Source organism: Paenibacillus anaericanus (genome assembly GCF_003994475.1).
GTDB lineage: Bacteria > Bacillota > Bacilli > Paenibacillales > Paenibacillaceae > Fontibacillus > Fontibacillus anaericanus.
This window is the reverse complement of the sequence record NZ_RZNY01000005.1, coordinates 261,555-280,965: the sequence shown is the minus strand read 5'-3', so window position 1 is coordinate 280,965 and position 19,411 is coordinate 261,555. Positions and strand designations below refer to the sequence as shown.

Annotated in this window: 10 protein-coding genes and 1 riboswitch; of the genes, 3 read left to right on the top strand and 7 right to left on the bottom strand. The window is 43.2% G+C overall.

The annotated features are described in order from the left end of the window. Positions 1 to 463: 463 nt before the first annotated feature. A complete protein-coding gene (locus EJP82_RS08920) occupies positions 464 to 1,144 on the top strand; it encodes a hypothetical protein (RefSeq protein ID WP_127191707.1) in 681 nt (226 codons plus the stop codon). Between the two features lie 123 nt (positions 1,145 to 1,267). Here EJP82_RS08920 and EJP82_RS08915 read toward each other — a convergent pair whose 3' ends face one another. The 4 genes from EJP82_RS08915 to EJP82_RS08900 form a co-directional block, all read right to left on the bottom strand. Next, positions 1,268 to 3,367 (bottom strand): S41 family peptidase, encoded by a 2,100-nt coding sequence (locus tag EJP82_RS08915; protein ID WP_127191681.1) that lies wholly within the window; start codon positions 3,365 to 3,367, stop codon positions 1,268 to 1,270. A 151-nt stretch (positions 3,368 to 3,518) separates the two neighbouring features. Next, the gene (locus EJP82_RS08910; protein WP_170220160.1) at positions 3,519 to 11,126 is read right to left on the bottom strand and encodes an alpha-amylase; all 7,608 of its coding nucleotides are present in this window, start codon (positions 11,124 to 11,126) and stop codon (positions 3,519 to 3,521) included. A 173-nt stretch (positions 11,127 to 11,299) separates the two neighbouring features. Beyond that, the gene (locus EJP82_RS08905) at positions 11,300 to 12,028 is read right to left on the bottom strand and encodes a response regulator transcription factor (RefSeq protein ID WP_127191679.1); all 729 of its coding nucleotides are present in this window, start codon (positions 12,026 to 12,028) and stop codon (positions 11,300 to 11,302) included. Between the two features lie 298 nt (positions 12,029 to 12,326). Then, positions 12,327 to 13,085 carry an AAC(3) family N-acetyltransferase gene (locus EJP82_RS08900; protein ID WP_127191678.1) on the bottom strand — a complete coding sequence of 253 codons (759 nt, stop codon included), beginning with the start codon at positions 13,083 to 13,085 and terminating at the stop codon, positions 12,327 to 12,329. A gap of 169 nt (positions 13,086 to 13,254) precedes the next feature. Between EJP82_RS08900 and EJP82_RS08895 the strand changes: the two genes are divergently transcribed. Beyond that, entirely contained in the window at positions 13,255 to 13,587 is a 333-nt protein-coding gene (locus EJP82_RS08895) for a heme oxygenase (protein ID WP_127191677.1), read from the top strand. 71 nt (positions 13,588 to 13,658) lie between these two features. Here EJP82_RS08895 and EJP82_RS08890 read toward each other — a convergent pair whose 3' ends face one another. Together EJP82_RS08890 and EJP82_RS08885 are read right to left on the bottom strand one after the other, a co-directional pair. Beyond that, complete coding sequence (locus EJP82_RS08890; RefSeq protein WP_127191706.1) at positions 13,659 to 15,074, bottom strand: hypothetical protein; 1,416 nt, start codon at positions 15,072 to 15,074, stop codon at positions 13,659 to 13,661. 145 nt (positions 15,075 to 15,219) lie between these two features. Next, a complete protein-coding gene (locus EJP82_RS08885) occupies positions 15,220 to 16,482 on the bottom strand; it encodes an acyltransferase family protein (RefSeq protein ID WP_127191676.1) in 1,263 nt (420 codons plus the stop codon). A gap of 410 nt (positions 16,483 to 16,892) precedes the next feature. Here EJP82_RS08885 and EJP82_RS08880 point away from each other — a divergent pair, with 410 nt between their 5' ends. Further along, positions 16,893 to 18,113, top strand: a complete 1,221-nt coding sequence (locus EJP82_RS08880; RefSeq protein WP_127191675.1) for a GNAT family N-acetyltransferase — start codon at positions 16,893 to 16,895, stop codon at positions 18,111 to 18,113. A gap of 73 nt (positions 18,114 to 18,186) precedes the next feature. Here EJP82_RS08880 and EJP82_RS08875 read toward each other — a convergent pair whose 3' ends face one another. Then, positions 18,187 to 19,134 (bottom strand): EamA family transporter, encoded by a 948-nt coding sequence (locus EJP82_RS08875; RefSeq protein WP_127191674.1) that lies wholly within the window; start codon positions 19,132 to 19,134, stop codon positions 18,187 to 18,189. An 88-nt stretch (positions 19,135 to 19,222) separates the two neighbouring features. After that, positions 19,223 to 19,334: riboswitch (purine riboswitch) on the bottom strand. Positions 19,335 to 19,411: the final 77 nt, after the last annotated feature.

Genomic DNA, 19,411 nt, shown 5'->3' with positions numbered 1-19,411 from the left:
ATTCTCTTATCGAGGTGTCCACTTTTTATTCTAGTTCTAAAATTCACGGTAAATTATTACCTGCCAATATGGGGTTCACATTAACTGGAGGTTTTCCAGTTATTTCGTATGCCTACAGAGAAAAAAACTATATATCCGCAAAATTTTCCATAAATACACTTTAATACTAGCAATGGCCTAATATATATTCTATAATAAGGAAACAAGAGACGAAGAACGTCCCGCTTTCACTCCTAGGAGTGCGCGGGGCGTTTTTTGTTTTTTAGGAGTAAAGAGATGTTGTTTAGTGAGGCATGAGAATTGGTTGAATAGGGTGCTAAATGAGGTAGGAGAACAGGTTAGATGGAGTGTTTAGTGGAAGCAGGAGGATATGAGAATAAGTTAGGTGGGAAGATGGGTTACTAAGTTATCTAGGAGTATAAAGGAGTCAAAGTAGAATGAAGGAGGATGGAGCAGAATGAGTATGGGTTATGTAGGTTTTGAAGAAGCGCATAATTTATTTATTCAAGAGCATCTCGCTTGCCGTACTGGAGAACGTCGCAGAAGATTGGAGAGTGGACATTCCCCTGCTGAATCACTATTTCTACGTAACGTCTGGTGGCCACTGCGGGGGAATTTTCAAGATCTTCATCCTGAATACGAAGTACTCGATTGGCGAGGTAGATCATACTTTGCTGATATAGCCTGGCTCCCGGGATATGTGAAGCTGATATTTGAGATTAAGGGATTTACTACACATGTACGTGACATGGATCGTCAGAAATATTGTAATGAACTGAACCGCGAAACCTTTCTATATGCAATGGGATACAACGTCATTTCCTTTGCCTATGATGATGTCGAGCATCGTCCTGACTTGTGTATCGCACTACTACGTATGGCATTAAGTAGATATCAACCCGCAGCTTCGCCAATTTCTCGCGTCATTCTCGCTGAGAAAGAGATCATCCGGCTTGCCCTCCATTTTACTGAACCCATTCGCCCCAAGGATGTGGAGATTCACTTTGGTATCGATCACAAAACAGCAGTACTGATACTGAGGAGACTTTGTGTAAAAGGATGGTTGCAGCCTTCTTTACGAGGTAACGGTGAGCGGATTGTCCGCTATGAGTTAGTACGTGACAGCCTTCATTATCTCGATTAGCTTTCGTCGAAGCAGGAAATGAGGGCATGATTCAGTTCATGAACGAACATATCTCGCGTCCTGAGGTTGAGAAAGTGGTTATGTAGAACGGCCAAATCACTTTGACCGCTCTTTCTGCTAGATTTAGTTCACTACCTTCATATAATCTGCTAACTTATCACTTTTAATATAGATATCCGGCTTTATGCCTGTATACATGATATTGTTCTGCCGTACATTCCAGTAAAAGTTAATAACGAACACCATAATTTTATTCTTTTTATCTTCAAAAACCTCTTGCCCAACTCCTTTACCAAAGGTATCTCGCCCTACAACTGTGACGTTATTCAGGTACGTTTTCAAGCCCAAAGTTAATAGTTCGGCTGCACTGGCGGTATACTCATCGACCAAGATATATACTTTTTTGAAATCAATATGTGAGGCGTCCGAATAGTAATTATCCGTATAACCTTGTTTATCGATTAGTACACTCGTGACAACCTCGGGAAGGAGCACGTCTAGCATATGATTTGAACTATCCATACGTCCCCCGGAGTTGTTACGTAAATCAAGTACCAACACCTTTTTCTCTGGATCTGGTATTTGGTCTATCATTTCAGTAAATTTGTCATCTGTATTGCCAGCGAATTCGTAGATTCGGAAATAGGCAATATCACCCTGATCCTCATACGTAATATCAGAACCAGTCTCCACCGTTAGTTGATCATATTCATCCCCATATAAGGCAAAGGTGAACCAGTCATCTGGCTTCTTCACGCGCTCGATCACATCAGCTATGTCTTTATTCGTAAGATTAGCCTCGTCTAGCTTTGCCAGAGTTTTATCGAGATTACCACTACTGTCCTGATATAAATAATCATCTCTGAAAAATTTGCTAATCTGTTTGCCCAACGGCTTTTGTTTCTCCTGAATAGCATTCTTTACATAGTTGGCTGTCGAATTATCAGCGTACAAATTCAAACTTTTCTCACTATACTCTTCAGCTTTGTCGTTATCTTCAAGCATTAAATACGCATAAGCCATGTTGGCGTAGGACTCATCATCATCTGGATCAATCTCCACGGCACGCCCGAAGTTATCAATGGCCTCCGGATAGTTTTCTAATTCAAAATTACACTGCCCGGTATACCAAGCTATATCTGTAGAGGTGGCTAGTTGTTTTCCCGCCTTTTCACCAAATGCAGCACAACGCAAATTTCTTTTGCCGTTATAGAGTGCTTGAAGCTTGTTGATATTGAAGTCTTCATCTAACGGATCAATTTGGACCGCTTGGTCGTAATATTCTACTGCTTCAACATATAAGGAGTGATCACTATAGATATCTCCCATGGTGGTGTATAAATCTACATAAGATTTGTCCTTCTTCACGGCCTTAGCATAGCTAGCTTTAGCTTGTTCTAGCTCCCCTATCGCACTATACGCCTTGATCATCTGTACAAAGATATCCATTTCATCCGGAAACTTTTCAATCATGGATTCAAAATACTTCTTTATATCTGCCAATTCGCCCGTATTTTCTATCACTGTTGCCTTTATCCTGTAAGTCTCATAGTTGGTCGGGGCGCGTTTGATTAGATCCTCTGCGAATGATAAAGCCTGCTCAGTGTCACCTAGATCCATATAGGAATAAATTTTCATTTCCATTGCATCTATGTCGGTACTGTCCAAACTTAGGTATGTATCAAACTCATCTATTGCCTCTTGATATTGGTGCCGATCATAATAGATCATGCCCTTGCCATAGTATGCACTTTTATCATTCTTCTCCAGTGAAATGGCTTGATCATACTGGACTAACGCTTCATCATACCTATACAATCCATACAGAGCATTTCCTTTGTTCACATATTCCACATCACTGTTTGGCAGGATGAGGAGCGACTTGTTGGCATATTCCAATCCCTTTTCAAAATCCATTTGCTCATTATACGCCCAGCTTAAATTGTTAAAGGGAGAATCCATCAACTCGGATAGCTCAATTTCATGATCTAGATTAACAAGGCTAGGTTTTAACTTGTAGATATACTCTACCGCCTTATCGAGATACGTTATTGCTTCTTCGTATTCACCACGCTCAACTAAATCGTAACCCTTTTGGTTATTCTCAGTCACTTGGTCTTCCAATTCCATTCGTTTGGTATACGAGAATGGATTACATGCGCTTAGTAAACTGATACTAATTAGTAACGTAACAAGCAGGATTATTCTATTTATCTGCTTCAAAACGATCCCCTCACATCCTATTTCTACTCCGGCCTAATCTCCAATCTCATCTTATCACGGACAACGCGTGGGAGATATTGTAATTAAGTAAAATATAGCGAATCCATAAAAAAATAGGCCAGCCAGTAATTGGCTAGCCTATTCGATGCAGTTATCTACCGATGCGAGCGAAAGGGACAGTAAGCAAGTCGATATCGGCCCACTCTAAAGGAGAGTTAGATTCGCTTACCCCTGACGTGTCGGAAGTCGAAGGATCATTAGGAAGGGTATCCATTGGTGAGAACTCACCTTGGTGCAGCATTACACCGATCCCTACATGCTCAATATCCGGGTTACCCAGTGCGCTCAGTGGAATTTTAGCTTCATAGAATGTATCGCGATTTGCATCGTGACCCAGCATCATGTATTCTACAAGTTTGCTAGGATCGTTAACATCATCAGCATCCTTCACACCCCATAGAGTTGTGTAACCTTTACCTTTGGCAAATTTAACAGTAATACCTGCAGCTGCACCTGTCTTATAGTTTACACTGCCATCATCAACAGGGAATACACCGTTAATGGCTTTGGAGATGTAGCCGGTATGGAACATATTCGAAGCAATATTGAATTGGTAATCTGGAAGGTTGGCTCCCCCCCATAGCGGCTGATTAGCATTCTTCTTCCACATATCATTACTTGCGCCAGCACCAGAAATTGTATCGAATGCAATCGTTTGTGGCATATCCATAGAACGTATTGGTGTACCGCCTGCAGAACCCGCATTAGCTGGATCTACAATGTCTGTTACGTCTACGTATTGCCATGCGAGATACAGATACTCATTATCCCATGCCGCCCATAGATGGCTGAGATCCATTGGTGATTCATGCAGAGACCAATTACTGCCAAGTGTACGTGGGTCATCACCAGCCATGTCGATAGCAATCAACATGTCATCTGTCCATTCACCGTTATTAACGCCATCAATCGTAATTGGAGTAGCTACGCGCTTGCCAAGAGTCGGGTTCGTAGAATACGGTTTATCCCCTCCAGGAATGAAGATCGGCGTTTGTAACGTAACAACGGTAATTTCATTACTCTCAGAAGAGAAATTACCAGCAATATCATAAGCTTTAACGGTATAGCTATAAGGAGTTGTTTCATTTAAGCCTATATCTATGAAGCTTGTTATGGTCGAAGTGCCTACCTGAACTCCATCTCGATAGATCACATAACCTTCCACACCTGTATTATCCTCTGAAGCTGCCCAAGATAAGCTCACTGTGGTGTCGGTTACATCATTCGATACAAGATCCGCTGGTATGCTCGGCGGTTGTGTATCTCCTGGATTGTCTGTACTAAACTTCATGTCATCCACTATAAAGCTACCCGAACCGTTTTCCCCAGATCCACGAAGGATAACATACACTTTGGCACTGACTGCAGTATCTGGCGTAATACCACTCAACTGTAGTGGACTATAGCTGTCAGAAACCTCACTATGATTCAGCACCGCGTATCCAACGAATGCGTTGCTTGCATCATAGAAATCGATATAAAACTGAATAATGGCATCGGTCAGGCTGTTTATTTTAAATTGACCGCTTGCGGTATATGATGTGTTCGCTTCAACTGGAATAAGCTGATACACCATAGCCGCACTACCGATGGACAAGTTAGTGCCCGTTATTTGTTGTGCTTGGCTTCCAGAAGTTACTGGTGTTGTCACCAATTCAAAACTAGCGGTTACTCCATCCGAAGTTGCATCGACCCAATTGTCCGCCACGCCGTTACTTCCTGTATAGGCTTCAAAACCTGGGTTAAGAAGCAAGTTACCACTAAAGACATTCTCTAATGTTGTCACGTTAAAAGCTAGGCTTGGATCGGACTTATTGCCCGCCGCATCCTCCGCTTTCACGGTAAAACTGTAGACCGTGTTTGGCGATAAGCCTGTAATCGTATAACTTGTTGCTGTACCTGCCACGCTTCCGGCTAACAAGCTACCATTGAAGATGTCATAACTTACAACTCCAACGTTATCCATTGAAGGCATCCATTGAATCGTAACAGAGGAAGTTGTCGCTGTACCTGTTACGTTAGTCGGTTGGGATGGTGCGATTGTATCACCACCTCCTGGCACTACAACCGTTACTTCATTACTATATCCAGAGAAGTTGTTTGCTTCATCACGAGCGCGAACCTGGTACTTGTAAGTCGTACCTTCCGTTACTGTGCTATCGATAAAGGTTGTACCATCAAGGTCAATCGTCTCTGAATTTGTACCTACCTTTCGGATTATTTGGTATCCCACAACACCAATATTGTCTGTAGAGGCGCTCCAAGTCAGGGTAATAGTTTTAGGAGAACCTACGCTGAGATTGCCTGCTAAATTTGCAGGAACCGAAGGAGCTATCTTGTCCGTGCCTTCTGGTTTCTCACCGATTTTCACTTGTCCTACAGCACCGTTGATACCCGGAATGTAAATATTATCTCCCACATTAAAGAAATAGTTCTTCTGACTATTACTGTCCCAAACATTACTTCCATTGTTGAAGCATGCTTCAAGTCTGGTTGCCGTCCCAATATCAATCGTTATTTTCTTGTAGCCAGGGTTTATTGGATCATTGGCCATGGTTACACCAGGAACTGCCGTCCAAGTGCCACCCTCTGCACGATAGTGGATATTCACGTTGCTCCAACCCTCTTTGTAATAAACCGTCACTTTATTGCCTGGCCCAGGTATTGCTGGTTTGCCAGCAGTTACCGTACCTGCGCTATAAATATTGTCCCCTTTGTTGAAGAAGTAGTTCTTCTGGTTGTTGCTGTCCCATTGTCCGCTACCATTGTTGAATGCTGCTTCAACTCGTGTTGCTGTAGAGGTTCCAAGATCTATGGTGTATACCGCATAACCAGGAATTGCTGACTCTTCCATCTTCACGCCCGGAACCGCAGTCCAAGTACCACCCTCAATGCGATAGTGAATGTAAGGTGTCGCATATCCCTTTTTATAATAGATAGTCACAACATTGTCTGGAATAGGTCCTGTCTTTTCAGTTGTTACCGTCAAATCACCACTCGGATCAGAAGTACCGCCAGATTGGCTTCTGGCAATAACCTTATAGGTATACGTCGTTTCAGCAGTCAACCCCGTATCCTTATAAGTCGTTGTTGTAGGCGATCCTACCTTAACATTGTTACGGTATACATCATATCCCGTGATTCCAGTAACGTCCGTGGATGCTGTCCATGTCAATGTTACCGTTTTGTCGGTTTTTACCGATGCAGTCACGTTCGACGGAGTCGTTGGTTTCGTGAGGACACGTGGATCCGTATCATGCCATACACTTCCGTCATACCAGCCAGTTGCTGCTCTTGTAAAACCAGGTTGGTTCTGTGCCGGCATCTGCTTACCTGTACTGTCCTTAAAGATAAATGTTGCTTTCTCAGCTGTTGCGAAGGTGTACACATACCAATCGCCACCATCACTCTGCATTGCCGGTGCTGTGGCCCATGTTGGATCGTTGTCCTTCGGAGCTGTGTCATAGAAGTATAGGCTTGGAGTTCCCCAAGCAGCCGGTTTCTTGAAGAAAATTTGCAGCTTCGCATTAGGGTCACCCTTCGTAAAGGTGTACGATGCTGTCCCCTCACCGTTCTCATTTGTACCATATAATTTTAATGTTTTCGTATCATCTATGGCCATATCTGCGCCAATGGTAATCGTTGTTCCGTTTGTAAATGCAATACCATTAATCGGATCACTGCCGTCTAGCGTATATTTACCACTATCCGCATTTTTCACCGAAAGAGTGATCGTCGTTGTTGCTGTTTTGAATTTACCGCCCGCTGGAGAAGCCGTTAGAACCGGGAACTTCTTGTTAGCGCCCACATTCTCAATCAGAATAACTCCATTAGCTCCGGCCGTAAACTTGGCTTTACCATTACTTACAACAACTTCGCTCTTCGTGTAAGCATCTCGTACGGTAGTACCATCAGGGAACATACTAGATACGTTAATATCTACAGTACCCGAGGTACCCGTAGCAACAACAACCTTATCAAGTATGTCTCCTTGCTCATAGGTGCGGGAGAAAGTATACGGGCTGTCCGCGATTTTCTTGTGAGTTCCTGCACCAACAGCGATATGGTTATTTCTGAACTGTCCAATTTTTTGCCAGTGAGACAGAATAGTCTGGTTCATATTGTTCCAATTCATATCTGAACGCGCGCCTTGGTCAGGGTCAGAACCCGTAGCTCCAAATGGTCTTCCAGACTCATCGCCATAGAAGGTTTGGACTCCACCTGGAAGTAACAATAGTGCTGTACCTGCTTGAATCAGGTTGTCACGACTGTACAACCCTTTATCATGTGATGAGATGTAACTGAGCATGTTGTAATTAGGTAGATCGTTATTAAACTCGCTTGCATAACGAGAGAACGTACCTTCTAGATCGTTCATATTTGAGCCCTTGAATGAGAAGTTGATTAAAGAGTCAAACCCGCCAGTGTCAAAATACCTGGTATCCCGACCGAGTCCTTGATCAAATACTTCCCCCGTCATCCAGAAGCTGTCTGTCCAATTCGCTCCTGGTTTGGTAGGGTTGCTCTGTCTCCACTTTGTAAGGGCGCTGTTTGCACTCGTCTTAAGATCTTTCCATCTATCAGCTTGTACGTGCTTCGCCGTATCAATCCGGAAACCGTCGATTCCGAATTCTTCAACCCAAGAGGACAACCATTTAATCATGTAATCCTTAGGTGCAATATTTAGGTCTTTGCGGTATTGTTTAGCAGCCGGAACAATCCAGTTATCATAACCACTAGTTTCTTTGCCAAATTTCGTTTTTAAGACAGGAGGCAAGGAAGTACCACTGGTAGACTCCGTCTTAATGTCTGGCAAGAAACCTACTAATGATGTAAGCTCATCGCCGCCACCTTGGTCATACCCAGAAATGTTACTAGCGCGAATCCAACTACTGCCCCACCATGTTGCCCATGCGCTCGTATTCGTCGTATTCATAATATTGTTGTGCGTGTGCCAAGTCTGGCCCTGATCCTTATTCGGAGTCCAGTTGCCTGCTAGTCCTCCACGATCACCATATCCGTATTCTGCCATGTCTACGAGATTCGGATAAGCGACATGGTTCATAACAACATCAAATACAACACGAATACCCTTGGTGTGTGCGAGATCAACAAACTCACGCATTTCGTCAATAGTTCCTATGCTCTTATCCATTTCAGTGAAATCAAGTCCATAGTATCCATGATAGCCGTAATGGGCAAAGTCGCCATCTTTACCTCCCACCCAACCGTGCATTTGTTCCCACGGAGCTGTGAGCCAGATCGCGTTCGTACCCAAGTCAGTAAAATAGCCTTCTTCTAATTTTTTCGTCAGACCTTTGATGTCCCCACCGTGGAATGTACCAACATTGGAGCCCCAAGCATCCGTCTTTGGTCGTCCATATGCACCGTCATTACTTGTGTTACCGTTGTTGAAACGGTCTGTCATGACAAAGTACATATTGACATTATCCCAACTGAAAGAGCTTACTACCTCTTGCTGCCCGCCGTTGCCGATTTTGACGCTAACCGGAGAGCTAAACGATGATCTCTGTCCAATAGTATCGACAGCCCTAACTGTATAGATATACGTTTTGTCATTCGCAATGTTTGAATCCGCATAGGATGTGCTGACTGACTCCCCTCTAAGTGTACTGTCACGATAAATTTCATATTTCACCACACCTTTGTCATCTGTGGATGGACTCCATGTCAGACTAACAGATGAAGTGCCTACTGCAGTTCCTTGTACATTCGCTGGCGCAGTAGGGATTTGATCCTGCGTCCCACTGCCTGTTGTGACTGAAATTGCAGTAGTGGCTGCAGACTTCTGTCCAATTGTATCCACAGCTTTGATTGTATACGAATATGTCTTATTAGCTGACACTGTTGTATCCGTATACGAGGTAGTCGTGGTTTCCCCTATGAGAACGCCATCACGATAAATCTCATATTTCACCACGCCTTTATCATCAGTAGAAGCATTCCAAGTCAAGTTAATAGATGTAGTCCCTACGGCGGTGCCTTGTACATTCGTTGGTACAGTAGGAACTTGATCTACTGTTACTGCATCGCGTACCCATACCGATACTGAACCATCTTTAACCTTAAATGTTCCATTACCGTTGGAACCAATAGTCACCTTATCAGTGAAGTTGCCTGTGATGTCCTTCCATTGTTCACCAGCATGGCTTGTCCCGACATACATTGTTTTCGATCCGCCGGTACGGTCAGACATCACTGTAGCCAAACCAGAATTAGGTTTAGACGCCAACCCTTCACGAGTCCAACCGATCAAATCAGTGTTATCGAGATAATCGTTCTGTTTGCCGTAAGCGTAATCCTTACGTGCTATGAGAAGAGGATCAATCTTGCTTTTGAGGGATTTAATTTTCCCAGTCCCAGGAGCCGCTGTACTGCTACTTCTAGTTCCATAGTAATCGCCATAGAATACAGTAGGATACCCTGCTTCACGTGTCAGTGTATACGCATAAGCAAGTGGTTTGAACCAATCAAGAACGGGTGCCCCGTGAGCATCTGTTCCACGGTCAGGCTGCGTATCATGGTTCTCTACGAAAGTTACAGATTTAGTAGAATTTACCGCTGTCAACGTACCACTAGAAAGATTGCGCAGATCGAAGTTCCCGTTAGAACTAGAAGCCTGTGCAAAATTGTTTCGCATCGGAAAATCAAACAAAGACATGCTTTGGCTGACTTTACTCAGGTAGTATTGAAGGTCATTTACACTACCGATAAATTCACCTACAGAGAACAGCTCTTTCCCTGTTTTCGCACGAGCATTTTCTAAAAATTCCTGCATGAAGCTATATTTAATATGCTTAACAGCATCAAGTCTGTAGCCATCTAAACCAATCTCGTTGACATACCATACGCCCCATTTTTTGATTTCATCAGCAACATACTGATTATCGTAATCAAGGTCAGTACCCATCAAGTAATCGTAATTTCCATTCTCACTACTTACTTCCCAGTCCCAGCTTTTGCCTGGATAACGGTAGATCTTACCGTAGTCATCCGAACCATCAAAATGCGTCCAATCCCATTTAAACCCGGAATAAGTATTGTTACGCCCACTAAAGTTATATTTAGTCGAAACGTTTGTATTAAACTCACTAATCGTATTATTGCGATTATTACCTTCTACTTGTGTTACTTTAATATTCTCGGTCTGGTCAGCGCCCATCATATGGTTGACCACAATATCAGCATACACCTGCACGTTATTGCTGTGGAGTGCATTAACTGCTGTCTTCAACTCCGCCTTTGTACCGTACTTCGTCCGTACAGTCCCCTTTTGATTAAATTCACCCAGATCATAAAAATCATAGACACCATAACCAACGTCATCAATCCCAACATGGCCTTTATAAGCAGGAGGTATCCATATCGCCGTGATCCCCACATCGCTTAAATTTTTTGCTTGAGCGGCTAGCTCATTCCAGTGTCCGCCGTCCTTAGCTGAATTCCATTCGAAGAACTGCATAATTGTACCATTAACTGGTGTGCTATCCGCTGCCGCTAATGTTGCAGGAGCTTCCGCAACCTCTATTGCGGGTAAAACTTCGACTTCAATTGCGGAATCCATCACCACTGCTTCTGTTGCCGTTACTAATGGAACCGCAGGTGAAACAGCAATCCCCCATAACATCGAAAAGAGCAACATCATGCTTACAAGAAATTTGTACCTCTTCTTTACCATTACCTTATCCCCCTTATAGCTAGTTGATATAAACAAGTGCATTACCCAATACAAAATACACCCTTTTGCTAATGGAAACGTTTGCACTTTAGTCAATATTATCAACCTTTGTTAAAGTTTGGTTAAAGTAATGCATTTTTTTGTAGAATCATAGTCTTGCTTTCGAACCTTATTTAGAGTTGGTTGTCGATATGATCATCGGATAGGGATACGGACCCGTTAAATTTATATCCAGCCCCACGAATAGTATGAATATAAAGTGGTTCCTTTGGTTTTTTCTCGATTTTTTGCCGCAAGTTATAGATGTGAACCATGACGGTCCTTATATCCCCTTCCTTCATATCCCTCCATATAAGTTCGTATAGGGTTTCCGTGTGAAAAATTCGATTCGGATTCTTAGCTAGGGTGACAAGAAGTCGAAACTCCTTGGTAGATAGGACAACTTCTTTGCCATATGACTTAACAGAGCGTGCGGAGGGGTCAATTTCCAGACCCGGATAGAGCAACAAATGACGTTGATTTACGGGGAAGGCTCGTTTATATCTGCGGATGTGGGCTTTAATTCGAGCGAGTAGGACATCAAAGTTGAATGGTTTCAAAACATATTCATCCCCACCTTGATTTAAAGCGTCAATTCTGAGATTAACTTCACTATGCTGACTTGTAAAAAGTACAGGTTTGTCGCTAAATTTACGCAACTCCATACATACAATCAAACCGTCCACGCTTGGCATGGATACATCAAGAATAATGAGATCCGGATCATGAGAGTGAATATAGGCGATGGAGGCTTGATTGCTGTAAGGGTAGCTAAAAGCTTCAAATCCGTGCTTAGACAAGTATTGAACCAAAAGCTTGCGAGTGTTAGCATCATCATCAATGATTATGATTTTATTCCGCATTGTAATTCTCCTTCCACAAGGATAGAAAGCGCTTTCTAATTGTTCTTTAGCTTTCGCCATACACCAACCTTTTTAAAATGACCACTCCTATAATTACAAGTAATTGGTAAAATTATACTGTATGGTGTACATATTAACACTACATAACCATTTTTTAGCGGGTATTAGGTCCTATTTTTATAAAATATTGCAATAAACGCCTTTATCTGATGAATTCCCATGTACAACTAACAAAAAAAGCCAATCACCCTGTCTCTACCGAGCCATGGCAATCAGCTTATATATGAATCTCTTAAATTTAAGCTAGGGGTTCATTATCTGAAAATAGATCAGGATTGTTCCGCAGCATTTCGGTAAGGATATCCGTCAACTTTACTGTGTCACATACCCATACATTTGCATCACCCAGCTGACTTCTATATATCGCCCCTTGCTCCTCAAGCAATGTCTCGACTTTCCAAAAATGCTCCGACCAAGATAAACCGTGATGTCTTCTAGATGGCACCGGTATTTCTGTTCCATCGCTGAGCACCGTGTATAATTCCTCATGGCTGTCGGTTAATCTCCCTGGAATGTCCAGCCACTCCTCAATACCATGAATGAATGTATTTCTTCGCAAATCTACTCCTACCAATATAATAGTTGCTTGACGATCAAGGAGCTTGCCCCAAGGTGATTCCCGGTGACATGGAGTATCGAGGCGTTCATTTCCTTCTACGAACGATTCCGCATCCTGACCCAAGGCTGCCACGGAGTGAGTTGGATGATAAGAACGTACAACTCCCGAGCGCTTCCGGAATAGTTCAGGCAAAATGCCTATGCATGAAGGTGAAGTCTCTACATAAAATTTAGGATTATCAGCGTTGATAAAAGACCAAGTATGTGTAGGTAGAACAAGTAATCCGTCTTGCATATATTCTGTTAAGGCATCCAGTACGGTATCCGCTCCTCCCTCGACCTCCCCAATACTTTTGAGAGACGAATGCATGAGTAGGGTTCCCCTCTTGTCTATCTCAGCATGTTTGAGTTGCTCTATCAAACTATGTTTAGTATGCATGCTAATACCTCCATTATGTCTTGTTATATGCTGCCATAGTAACACTTTTCCTAATATAAAGCGCCATCATTTGCTTTTGATTATAAATACATTAAAATTAAGATGAACTCTCATAGTCATCCATAAGGTTGAATGTAATCAAATACGAGAACAGAAGGAGCTATGTACAATGATCATCGTAACCAACAGAATTAAAGTTAAAAAGGGAATGGGTGCAGCTATGGCTCCAAGATTTACTGCACCAGGGCCATTGGACTCTTCTAAGGGTATCGTAAAGGTAGAAGTACTACTCACACAGAACCTATCCGACTATGATGAATTAAGCGTAAATACGTACTGGGAAACGCAGGAGGACTTTACCTATTGGAGAAATAGTGATGCGTTCGCTGCTGCTCACAAACGCCCGGAACCAAGTTCAACAGAACCTCCCAAAGAATCACCCATCCTGGGTAGTGAATTAATTACGTATGAGATAGCAGCAACGAAAGAAATCGCTAAATAATATATATCATGAGCAAAGAGGCTGCCAGAGATGGCAGCCTCTTAATTCTTTATGCAAGTCCAGGCCAAACCTTATACCAGAAACATAGCGACAATCGTCGTTACAGTAAGACCGATCAGTACCGGCTTCAAATTGCGTCTTGCTAGCTCGAACGGGCTTACTCCGCAGATAGCGGCTGCTGGAATTAGCGCCCATGGAATCAGCGTACCCCCGCCGACCCAAATGGCGGATACCTGACCGAGAGCCGTCAAGGTCGCAGCGCTGGAATGTGTAGCAGCGGCGAATAATTGCGCAATTGACCCAGCTAAGGAGATGCCGGAGAAGCCTGAACCGTCAAGACCGGTGATAGCCCCAGTGACAGTTGAAGTCACGGCACCCACAGCGCCATTAAGCGGGACATTGCCTGCAAGAGCTACCCCCAGGTCATTCACAATTCCATGCGAAGCTTCGGGAAGAACTTTACCGAACAGATCTGTGAATGCTGCATCTCCGAGATAGAAGAAGGCCGCAATCGGAATGACAGGACCAAATACTTTGAAGCCAAAGACAAATCCATCGATCAGATATGAGGTGATCTTCTCCAAGCCTTGATTACGATGCGCCATTAATGTAACCGCAATCAAAATTAACACTGCTGTTCCACCAACCAACGCAGTTGCATCTCCGCCCTGTAAGTTGAGCAAGAACATAGCTACAACGTCAGCCGCGAACAAAATTGGGATCACAATCGCCAGCCATTTTTTAACCCGAGGAGCCATAACTAAACGGCCTTCCCCATCCTCAGTACCTGAGGTTAATGCATCACCCCGATTTCTGATGGCTACCAATCCATCTCTCCAAGTCCCATTCTTCATATCTCTGCGCATCATCCAGAATGCCGTAACCGTGGTCACCAACCCCATTACGATAACAAGCGGGATACTGGCTGTCATAACGCTAGTCACCGGGAGCCCTGCCGCATCTGCTGTTAATTTGGGAGCGCCTTGGATAATATAATCACCGGAAAGGGCAATCCCATGACCGAATAGGTTCATCGCCACTGCTGCACCAAGTGCAGGCAATCCAACACGGAGCGCTACGGGCAGCAATACAGCCCCAATCAGCGCCACTGCTGGTGAAGGCCAGAAGAAGAAGGAAGTCATCATCATAATGATTCCTATTCCCCAAAAGGCCATCGCCGGTGTGCGTAAGAAACGAGTGAGCGGTGCGACCATCGTCTCATTAATTCCCGTACGAATTAAGACCTGACTCATCGCCACTATAATGGAAATAATCATGATCGTACCCATGAGCTCTTTGGTCGCATAAATAAACGAATTAAAAATCCCCGAGATCGACCCGCTAAGCGTTTCTGTTGCGAGTAAACCAAGTGCAAAAATCCCTACCACGCAAATCATTGTTGTGTCCCGCCGCCTGATCAGCAGTATCATAATGAACACAATAAACGCCAGATACACCCAATGGATTGCAGTTAACTGTATTCCTATCATGGAGTCTCACCCCTTCTCACCTGTAGCAAATGATGCTACAGATTATGCAGGGGCCCAAGCAATGGTTCGACGTCGAACAGGTCAGATACTTTAAATTTGTATTGTTTAGAAAAGCTATATCACATTGCCATAGTCAAGCTTGTTAAGCTTGATGCGTCTTCTCTTGAGGCTTCCTCTGCGTCCATTGTTTCTCGCGATGACGTGACCATTCCATGATCGGTTTCTCTACGAAATAGTAAGAAGCCGTTGCAACGATAAAAGAGGCCACAACTACGCCAAGCGATATCATAGCCCAACGATCTAGTTGTACGACCTTCATATACTGATAGTCCTTCGCCCAATACATACTGATCAGTGTGATGAACAAGGTGTGCCATAGGTACAGTCCAAAAGAAACCTTTGCCGTATACCGGAAAAATCGATTATCTAATAAGTTACCCACCCAACGCGAATAGGGAGCGGTCACTAAGAATAAACCCATCATGGCAGTGAAATAGGGGAAAAAGAATGGCTGGTTCTGAAGGCTCCAATCAAATTCCGGGATATTACGAACATTCCAAAGGAACAGGACCGAAATAATTAAGCTACCTAAACTAAGTAGGTCAAATAGGCCCAATTGACGCAAACGGTCTCTCCTACCCGTTGTCATTTGGAGCTTTGATACAAAGCCTGATGCAATAATCCCCACCGTGAACTGCCCAAAGAATCCCACTACATTATAATTCGGCATCCAGTATTTCGCGCCCCCGATGAGCCCAAATTGCCAACCCCGCTGATCTTCATTTGGGGTGAACAACTGATGCATCAAATAATTACCGCCCATAATGATGAGGAATACTCCAAGCCAATATAGAAGACCTACGGTAAAAGAACGTTTCTTCTTAAAGAAATAGAATAACCCAACCATGAAGGGCGGCATCAGAATATAACTGAATACTTCGAAGCTAATCGACCAGAAAGGCCCTATCCATTCCGAGGGGAAGAAGGTTACATAATGAAATCCCGCAGTGAACGTTAATCCAGTTAAGGTCCGTATCCAAAAGTATTCATGATCTAGTCCTAGTGTAAGCGTAAGAATGATGCATACGATAAAAGCGACATAATACCCTGGCATAATTCGTGCTGCTCTACGCATAGTGTATTGTTTGATACTAGGGAATTGCCCTTCGTTTAAATATTGCCGCCAGAATGGCAGCGCTAACAAAAATCCGCTTAATACGAAAAAAATGCTTACGCCAACATTGCCCATCAGCAGGAACGACTGTAACTTTTGAACCCATACTTCTTGCGCTGACATGGCTAATTTCTGCATTAAATGATGACAAATAACTCCCAGACAAGCAATCGCCCGGAGCCCATCTGCACCAAGGATGCGTTGATCCTGTTTCTTTAATGAGTTGCTCATTGTTTCGCCTCTCTTTCAATCATATCCATACCAAAAACCCAATATTTTCAGGTGTAAAAACCATATTCTAGATATTTATTCTAGTAGATTTATAACATAACTTTCCATTTTAAGAAACAGTACTTTTCAATTTTTATGGTAGAAATAATTCTTTAATGAACCTAAATGCATTTAGTTTCGCAAGAAGTACTTCTACTGTATATACCGGTATAACGAAAGATTATGAATCCTTGTTCGTGGAGATAGAATTATTGTTGCTACTACTAAAACTGCAGTGCAATAAACTAGTAAGATACCAGAAGAAGGGGATCGCAAAAGCGATCCCCTTCTTGTATAATAGGTGTTCGTAATTATGGATAGACTAAGGATATGCTGTTTTTACTGCTTCTAATAATTGGAGGTTGTCACCTGTGAGTCGCCGGAAATTGCATGATAGAATCAAATTGAAACATGTCGAGACCCAGCATGGGGAACAATTTAATAATTTATTGCGTTATGTATTTCAAGTAACGAATCGTGATTTACAAACCTTTGGTTGGGAGAACAGGGAGATTGCCCAATCGAAGCTGCCGATTCTCAAGCACGCAGATGTTCTAGGGTGGTTTGATGGCGATAAGCTGATCTCTCAGCTTGCTGTGTACCCATTTCAAGTGAATATTTACGGGCATATTTATGATATGGGTGGACTTACTGGTGTCGGGACTTATCCTGAGTACGCCAATCTAGGGTTAATGAACAAACTTATGCTACACGCTCTGAGTAATATGCGGGATCGCAAACAATCGATTTCTTACCTTTTCCCCTACTCGATCCCTTATTATAGGCGTAAAGGCTGGGAGATTATTTCTGATAAAATCTCTTTTGAAGTCCCCGATACACAGCTACCTAAGCTTAAAAATGTACCTGGTCATGTGGAACGGGTATCAAATGAGCATCAGGATATCAAGACGATCTATGGGCAATTCGCATTGTTACATCACGGAGCCATGCTCCGTAACGAACTAGCTTGGGAAGAGTATTTACGGTGGGATTTGGATGATATGACCGCTGCTATCTATTATGATAACAACGACCAACCTATGGGATATTTATTGTATTGGATCGCCGAGGAGATCTTTACGATCAAAGAGATGGTCTATATCACCGAAGAGGCTAGGACAGGATTATGGAACTTTATTAGTGCCCATTTCTCTATGATCACCCTAGTCAAAGGCGATATCTATAAAGATGAACCTCTATCATTCATATTGGATGATGGAGATATTAAGGAAACCATTGCTCCCTATTATATGGCCCGGATTGTGGATGCCACCTTATTCATCGAGCAGTATCCATTCCAACCTCAAGAGAAGGAATCCGTGCTCATCTTTAACTTACACGATCCGATGCTGGAGTGGAATCAGGGGACATTCACTTTAACTGTAGATAAATCGGGCAAAGGATATTTGAAGGAGGGGGGCGCTCGGCCTTCCGTTACCATTGACATTAGCACGTTAACTACCATGTTAATGGGCTATAAACGGCCCACTTATCTGGCCCGAATCGGCCGGATGAAGTCCGATGCCGAGTCTGTTCAATTACTTGAACAATTAATTAGTCGGGAACATCCGTACTTTTCGGATTACTTCTAAATTATAGCGTTTGTTCATGCAGTTATGTATAAAGGAAGGGGATGGGAGGACTCTCCCCCCCTTCTATAACTTCCTAGGAAGTTATACGCCCCGTTTTTCTCCACTTTAACTTATAAATCTCTGGAAACATGATCCCGAACAGAACCAAGGCCACCCCTACCCACTGCAGCGCACTCACATGCTCATGTAGGACGAGTGACGACAGCATTACAGCAACCGGCAGCTCGGCGGCACCTAATATACCAGACATACTTTCTCCGATATGAGGCACTCCAATCGCAAACAATACCGGCGGAATGAAAGCTCCGAATAACCCCAACAGGAACCCGAATAATAACAGTTGTCCCCATAACAAACCATTAATCAAGAAATGCGGTGGGAACAATACAAAAACAAGAATCAGTCCCCCCGTAATCATCCAAGCGCTACGATAAGCTGGATGTATTGACGGCACAGCTTTGCCGCTAACTTGAATGAACAATGTATAACTCACAGCGGCGAGTAATCCAAGCACAATGCCAATCATTTGATACTCCGTCCCGCCTTGCTCTATAATTCCCGCTGCCAGTATAGTTCCTCCGAACAATAATACCAAGGTAAAGATCATTATCCCATTAGGTCTTTGGCGTTTGCTTACGGCTTGAATAAGTACACTCATCCACGTGAACTGGAATAATAAGATAATTGCCAGCGAAGCTGGAATATAACGAAGGGATTGATAGTAGAGCAACCCTGTAATGGCAGTCGGTGTGCCAGCTAACATGAGCAGCAACCGCTGTTTCCAGACTAGCTTTGGCGATACCTTACTTGAGCCTGCAGACTGCACCTTATTATTACTTTCCTTACGTCGTTCACGTACCTTCGTATACAAAGCCAATAACCAAGCTAAAATACAACCGGTCAAAAGCTGTGTCCCCACCACTTCACCCAGTTGATATCCCTCTCCGTAAGCAAGTACAACAATGGTCGATAGCACACCATAGCTAATTGCCCCAATTAAAACCGATAATAAGTATTTCATATGATGGTCTCCCCCTTAATCTCCTCTTTAATATTCCCTGGATTTTGTCTAAAAACGCAAAAAATCCTAACTTCGTAATAAGGATTTATGACTCAATCCTCATTATCGTAGTTAGGAAGATAAGGCTTCCTGTAGAAACCCTCGCCCTTTTCTTGCATATCTGGCTGCGAGGTTATACGAAAAATGTTGCGAATTACTTTTCACTTGTTTAACCAAATGAAATGTTACATGACAAGTGAATTACTGTCAATGTTAGAAGATGCCAATTACCCCAGCA

Excerpts from the sequence above, each read along its gene's own strand:
- EJP82_RS08885 (WP_127191676.1), bottom strand. The coding sequence starts at position 16,482 with ATGAGCAACTCATTAAAGAAACAGGATCAACGCATCCTTGGTGCAGAT.
- EJP82_RS08905 (WP_127191679.1), bottom strand. The coding sequence starts at position 12,028 with ATGCGGAATAAAATCATAATCATTGATGATGATGCTAACACTCGCAAG.
- EJP82_RS08910 (WP_170220160.1), bottom strand. The coding sequence starts at position 11,126 with ATGGTAAAGAAGAGGTACAAATTTCTTGTAAGCATGATGTTGCTCTTT.
- EJP82_RS08920 (WP_127191707.1), top strand. The coding sequence starts at position 464 with ATGGGTTATGTAGGTTTTGAAGAAGCGCATAATTTATTTATTCAAGAG.
- EJP82_RS08895 (WP_127191677.1), top strand. The coding sequence starts at position 13,255 with ATGATCATCGTAACCAACAGAATTAAAGTTAAAAAGGGAATGGGTGCA.
- EJP82_RS08875 (WP_127191674.1), bottom strand. The coding sequence starts at position 19,134 with ATGAAATACTTATTATCGGTTTTAATTGGGGCAATTAGCTATGGTGTG.
- EJP82_RS08900 (WP_127191678.1), bottom strand. The coding sequence starts at position 13,085 with ATGCATACTAAACATAGTTTGATAGAGCAACTCAAACATGCTGAGATA.